Source organism: Undibacterium sp. GrIS 1.8, from assembly GCF_040544445.1.
Taxonomy (GTDB): Bacteria; Pseudomonadota; Gammaproteobacteria; order Burkholderiales; family Burkholderiaceae_D; genus Undibacterium.
In genome coordinates, this window is sequence record NZ_JBEONQ010000097.1 from 1 (window position 1) to 6,140 (window position 6,140).

General features: G+C 46.5%; 5 protein-coding genes and 1 pseudogene. 4 read left to right on the forward strand and 2 right to left on the reverse strand.

Annotation, left to right across the window (positions count from 1 at the left end):
• Nucleotides 1-282 precede the first annotated feature (282 nt).
• Nucleotides 283-1,596: an ATP-binding protein gene (locus tag AAKU64_RS21995; RefSeq protein WP_323492950.1), complete on the forward strand. Its 1,314-nt coding sequence runs from the start codon at nucleotides 283-285 to the stop codon at nucleotides 1,594-1,596.
• Between the two features lie 42 nt (nucleotides 1,597-1,638).
• On the opposite strand, the pseudogene AAKU64_RS22000 reads toward AAKU64_RS21995, so the two are convergent.
• Nucleotides 1,639-1,738: pseudogene (locus AAKU64_RS22000) on the reverse strand (hypothetical protein); the annotation flags it as partial.
• A 564-nt stretch (nucleotides 1,739-2,302) separates the two neighbouring features.
• Between AAKU64_RS22000 and AAKU64_RS22005 the strand changes: the two are divergent.
• The gene (locus AAKU64_RS22005; RefSeq protein ID WP_323492951.1) at nucleotides 2,303-4,024 is read left to right on the forward strand and encodes a phospholipase D-like domain-containing protein; all 1,722 of its coding nucleotides are present in this window, start codon (nucleotides 2,303-2,305) and stop codon (nucleotides 4,022-4,024) included.
• Nucleotides 4,025-4,219: 195 nt separating this feature from the next.
• Entirely contained in the window at nucleotides 4,220-4,888 is a 669-nt protein-coding gene (locus AAKU64_RS22010; RefSeq protein WP_323492952.1) for a phosphatase PAP2 family protein, read from the forward strand.
• Between the two features lie 403 nt (nucleotides 4,889-5,291).
• On the opposite strand, the gene AAKU64_RS22015 is transcribed toward AAKU64_RS22010, so the two are convergent.
• Nucleotides 5,292-5,492, reverse strand: a complete 201-nt coding sequence (locus AAKU64_RS22015; protein ID WP_354363045.1) for a PLP-dependent transferase — start codon at nucleotides 5,490-5,492, stop codon at nucleotides 5,292-5,294.
• Nucleotides 5,493-5,674: 182 nt separating this feature from the next.
• On the opposite strand from AAKU64_RS22015, the gene AAKU64_RS22020 reads away from it, so the two are divergent.
• Nucleotides 5,675-6,140 (forward strand): Crp/Fnr family transcriptional regulator (locus tag AAKU64_RS22020; protein ID WP_354363047.1); only part of this gene is annotated, 466 nt, incomplete at its 3' end.

Sequence of the window (6,140 nt, forward strand, 5' to 3'; positions counted from 1 at the left end):
ATCATTTTGGACGCTCATTTCATTTAGGGGGTGTTGCCGCTCCCATTTTGGCACATCGATGCCGTTTGAAAGAGGGCGTCCATTCCATTAGAGCCTAACTGTGCGAATCGTCACTTTTTCGCGCATATAAACGAAATTATAAACATTATTATGCGCATAAAAATGCGTATATATGCATTTTTATGCGCATAATAATGTAAATTCAAGTAAAATCAGATCCAAAATATGACAGGAAAAATATATCGGTGCCGCTGATATTGCCATATTCCTGGGGGGACACCATTGAAACGACAATTACTTGATAAGCTAATCAATTGGAAATCGCAGCAGCAACGCAAGCCGTTGTTAATTGATGGGGCGCGTCAGACCGGGAAAACGTATCTACTGACACAATTATTGGGACAGAGGTTTACTCAAACGCTCCATCTCGATTTTCTGGAACGCCCTGATCTCGCCCAAGCATTTGCGGGATCACTAGCCCCAAACGAGATTCTGTCAAATATTGAATTGCTCACAGGACAAGTTTTTAATCCCGCTACCGATTTATTAATACTTGACGAAATTGGTGAGTGTGAGCGTGCAATATCATCTTTAAAATATTTTGCAGAAAAAACTCCAGACTATTACATCGCTGCCAGTGGTTCTAATATCGGATTGCTCAATTCGTTTCCCGTTGGCAAAGTCGAGCAATACAATTTGCGTCCTCTGACATTTTACGAATTCCTACTCGCTTCAAATGAGCCTGCGCTGATCAAAGCTTTCGAAACGCAAGTTAATAGCCCCGCAGCACACAACATCTTATTTGATAAACTAACCGATTACTATTTCACCGGCGGACTGCCTGAGGCAGTAGCAGCATGGTTTGCGAATCCAGACGCCAGCATACTCGAACGTATTTCAAACGTCAGACAGATTCATGCAAATTTAGTAGAAGGGTACCGTCGCGATTTTGGAAAGTATTCGAACAAAGGCGACGCTCAATTAATTGAAGCCGTCTTCAATCAAATTCCTGCTCAATTGTCTGCAGTCGTCGATGAGTCAGTCAATCGTTTCAAATTCAAAGGTGTCTATAGAAATAAATCACGCTATGGTGAATTTGAAACAGCGATCAATTGGTTACACAGATGTCGCCTCGCATTGAAAAACCACCCAATAGAAGGAATGCCTAGAACACCGCTCGCTGCTTACCAAGAAGAAAACAAGGTTAAGCTCTTCCTGTTTGATGTCGGTCTTCTTAACAATATGCTCGGCGTCGGCTTTCGCGAAATCAAACAACAAGCATTCGAATACAAAGGCTACATCGCCGAAAATTTCGTCCAACAAGAATTGGCCGCAATCGGCATAGAACCTAGTTTTTCATGGAGTGATGCACGCGCAGAAATTGAATTCATTGTCACCAATGATCAAGGCCAAATTATTCCGGTCGAAGTCAAAAGCGGTAAGCGCACACGCGCAAAGTCGCTGCAATCATATATTGAAAAATGCAAACCACACAAGACTATTAAACTCACTGGAACGCAGGGTTCAACAGAAATCGAGCAAACTCATATCGTGATGCCGCTTTACTATGCAAAATATTTGCCAACTCGCTGGTAATTAGCGGAGGGTACTTCGGCTCTTGCATTGCTTCTTTTTTGAGCCATTTACTGATGGTATTGCGAGACAAATTGGTTCGTCTCGCAATTTCTCGTATCGAGAGTTTATCGCGGAAATACATCCGCCTTATTTTGGTTAACATGTCCACGGTGATCACTCCATGTCTCCCTGCTCATTTGTTCAGCAGGCAATTCAATCACGTGGCTCAGTTTAGGGTGATCTTCAACAGTACAAAGTCCTAGTTTGTTAAACAGCGCAGAGAATTTTCCACTTCAATTGAAATTCAGCGTCCAGGAAATTTTCGCCGATCCAATGGCCGTAAGGGCTCCTGTGAATCTCTCTGGAAACGCCCCACGCTGACAACTGGAAAATTTACGACGCTGTTGCCGGCTCGATTAGGTTCAAAAGGCCGCCTGTCCGCACCTTGGTACCGCATTGCGTACTGTTTTCGCGCGCCAACTTTAATGGCGTTGCCAGCCCCGATTGGTCAAGCATTCACAACGCGGCTCTCCCTATCTGCGAGACTTAAAAGCTATAATAGGTAAAAATATCAATAAACTAACATTTAAATGATAACATAATCAATATAATACTTTACCTTCTTGACAAGTGAGATGGTAGATCACTAACCTGTCTTTTGTTGGAGCGAGCCGAAGTCTTTGCATTTCCATATCTTAATCAGAAATCCAAACTCGGGAGGTCGTTCATGGTCACCACATCTTACCAATCTGTCGGAACTAATGCGAAAGCTGAATTCACGCTCAAATTACATCGCGGTGAGGGCATGATACTGCTGGGAATGAATTGGAAATCAGGCAAACCGCCTGTCAACTTTGTGGGCTTCGCGATCGAGTACCAGCCACCCTCCGCTAAGGCATTTAAACCTCTTAACAACCGACTATCATTTCCGACGCCCGGCGGCGCGATCGGTCCTCAAGTGCAGTCTAGTCTTGTCGCACCCATACAGAAGTTCCGCTGGGTACATTTCCCGTCAGAAGCGCAAACCGCTGGCGCGTTCAACTATCGCGTCACTCCTCTCTTTATGGATGCCGAGGAGAATCTCAGCCAAGGGGAGCTTCAGCAAGCAAATATTGAGCTCGGCAAGGATACCTACCAAGGTGAACTCAACGTTTCCTTCACTCGCGGCTTTGTCTCGTCACAAGCTTTCATCGATCACTATCAACAGGACGGACACACCATCAGTGAAATTCTCCCCGATAATCCTGACAACGGATTGGACTTCAAACCAACTCACCCAGATGCTGTTGAAGCGCTCTCTTGGCTGGGATTTGAGTCTCGCCAGTCCATTTTGGAGGTGCTCGATACGGCTTTAGCAACGCCGACAGCGACAGTTAAAGCCATTGCATACGACCTAAATTTACCCGAAGTGCTCGAACGGTTTGAACGACTCGGCAATCGTCTCACTATCATTGTCGACGATTCCGGTCAGCATGGATCTGCTACCTCATGTGAAAGTCAGGCCACTGCTCGCCTAGTGAAGTCTGCGGGAGCCAACCAAGTCAAGCGTCAGCACATGTCTGGACTACAGCACAACAAAGTGTTGATCGTGGAAAGCGGCACTTACAAGGCTGTAGTTTGTGGTAGCACAAACTTCAGCTGGCGCGGCTTGTATGTTCAGGCAAACAATACCCTTGTGATCTTGCAACCGTCCGCTGTGGCAGTTTTTTCAGCAGCCTTCGACTTATACTGGAATTCTGCCTCGGGTGCGGCATTCAAGAAGGAGCCCGCCACCGCTTGGACGGATCTTCAATTGCCTAGTGTGAATGCTAAGGTGACGTTTTCACCCCACTCAACTGGCTCTGCGGTACTCCAACCAGTGGCCGATGACATTGACACTGCAACGTCTTCTGTTTTATTTGCATTAGCGTTCCTGTATCAAACAACGGGACCGCTTCCTAATTCTATCCAGACCCTTGAAAGGAGTCAGAATATATTTGTCTACGGCATGTCTGACCGGGACGATAAAAAGATTGACCTTGCAAATGCGGATGGTCACTTTGTACTTACCGAACCAGAGTTTTTGGGGGCCAATGTACCAGCGCCCTTCCGTTCTGAATCTGATGGCGGTAGCGGAGTTAGGTTGCACAATAAGTTTGTCATCGTTGATTTTGACAAACCGAAGTTAGCACGTGTCTATACGGGATCGTTTAATTTTTCGAATCCAGCAGACACATCAAATGGAGAAAACCTTTTAATTATCCGAGATCCGCGCGTTGCTACCGCCTACATGGTGGAAGCTGTGAGTCTTTTCGATCACTACGAATTCAGAAAAGCAACAAAAAAAGCTAGTGACAACGCCAAACCTCTTCAACTTCAAAAACCACCCGTTGACATTACGATAAAACCTTGGTGGGATCGCTACTGGTCCGAAGCTCTGCGCCAACGAGACAGGGAGCTATTTTCATAGCATTTAGTATTAAACACGAAAGTAATATAAACAAAATTCCGCTCTTACAAATTCGCCGGCTCGCGAAGAAACAAATCAACAATCAATACTGCCATGTGAAAAGTTGGTGGGGTCGGACGCTTACACAAAAGGCGCAGCTTAGCGTACCTTATTTTCCGTTTTTTGAAACAACGCTCGTAACATCGAAAGCCATTAATGCATCCGTTGAAATCCTGGCTGCGGCACCACTATGGGTCATTGCTCGCGCTGTTCATCGGTGTCTTAGTACCGCTATTTATTTTCGGTAGTCTCGCGGAAGAAGTGGTTGAGCACGAGGTATTTTCTTTCGACAAACCGATCCTTTTATTCATACACGCTAATGTTTCGCCGCTGCTTGATTCTGTCATGCTGTTCTTCACGCGCGCGGGGTCGGCATTCGTTTTAGTGCCATTCAATTTTGCAGTCTTTGTCGTACTGCTGCTCAAGCGTCGCGCCGCTGCTAGATTTTGGCTTTTTTCCGTCGCCGGTGCAGGATTGCTGAATCTATTTGCTAAAAATACCTTCACCCGCATCCGGCCCGATCTTTGGATATCAGGGATGCCTGAAACCACTTATAGTTTTCCAAGCGGCCACGCCATGCAATCGATGGCAGTTACCGTTGCACTCATCGTGCTCACAAGGAGTAGCCGTTGGAACGTTGTCGTAATTGTATGCGGCAGCTTGTTTGTGACGTTTGTCGGCCTGTCGCGTATTTACTGGGGCGTCCATTATCCATCAGATGTCCTTGCTGGTTGGGCGGCATCTCTGGCTTGGGTAAGTGGGTTAAGTACGATGTTCAGGGATAGTCTTGCTATACCAAAACCCGTTGCAAATTCGACAGAATAAAATGTTCAGAGTGAGTTCCGGGACAGTCAAATGTGAAGGCGTTGATTGCGAGCTGGGCCGCCTGTGATCGCTAGCGGGTACAGTTATTTGTCTGCGGTTCCTCGTTCGATCGCCCAAGTTAGACTGCGTTGCTTCGCAGCGCGCACGAAAATCCCTAAGTCGTTCACTGTTCTTGCTCCCAAACCCGAGGATCGGCAAGATGGACCCACCTGGATACGCTCTTGGCAGTGATGGATTTGGAATGACGGAATTTTCGGCGGTTCTTGCATAGAATCCCCTAACCTAAATTAATGAGCTTTGTTGGCAATCGGTAATATCGTTGGCTACGTTTGCTATCCATAGGTTTCTAGATTTTTTTTAGAGCGTTGTCGAAGTCTTGCAAAATATGTTCAATTGGTTCAAGTCATACGGAAATCCGGACCAACTGTTCAATAATACCAATTCTCTCTTGCTCTGATGTCGCGATGCGATTGTGGGTGGTTGTCTGCGGATGAGTAATCGTCGATCTTGAGTCCCCGATGTTAGCGGTTCTGGAAATCAACTGAACGGCATCAGTGAATACCCAGACCTGCTTTTTTTTTATATGTAGAATGCGCGCCATCATTCATCACGTCACCACTACATCGAATTGAATGCCAATAAATCGGGCAATTATATCGATAGCCAAAGTCATTCAGAAATCAGGAGTCACCGTTTCATGTGAACTTTATTCATGAACGTTTGCTCTAAGTGTGCGATAGAGCGTATAAATAGGTGACGCGCTGAGGTAACCTCAGCGCAAGCCAAGTGCGGTGTTCGACTAGGACAAAAAAGAATGCCACTATGTGTGGTCCCGAACTGATGTACGTCATGGAAAATGGCGACTCTGATGAGATTGCCGTGGTTGGACGCGATGGCATTGTGGGTATTTCACTCTTTTTGGGGAGAGGTATAACTTCAAGTGTCGCAGTAGTGCAGAACGCCGGTCAAGCCTATCGTCTGTCATCGCACCATTTGGCATTGGAGTTTGACCGTCACTCAGCCATGATGCGCACCCTGTTGCGCTTTACCCAAGCCATGGTTACCCAAATGACTCAAGTCGCTGTTTGTAATCTGCATCACCGCTTGGAGCACAAGCTCTGTCGCTGGCTTCTTTGCCGAGTCGACTTCGTTCCCGTCGACGTATTGACGATAACGCACGAACTTATCGGGCACATGCTTGGCGTACGTCGCGAGGGAGTAACCGGTGAGGCAAGCAAACTGCAGGCCGCTG

Excerpts from the sequence above, each read along its gene's own strand:
- AAKU64_RS22005 (WP_323492951.1), top strand. The coding sequence starts at position 2,303 with ATGGTCACCACATCTTACCAATCTGTCGGAACTAATGCGAAAGCTGAA.
- AAKU64_RS22010 (WP_323492952.1), top strand. The coding sequence starts at position 4,220 with ATGCATCCGTTGAAATCCTGGCTGCGGCACCACTATGGGTCATTGCTC.
- AAKU64_RS22015 (WP_354363045.1), bottom strand. The coding sequence starts at position 5,492 with ATGATGGCGCGCATTCTACATATAAAAAAAAAGCAGGTCTGGGTATTC.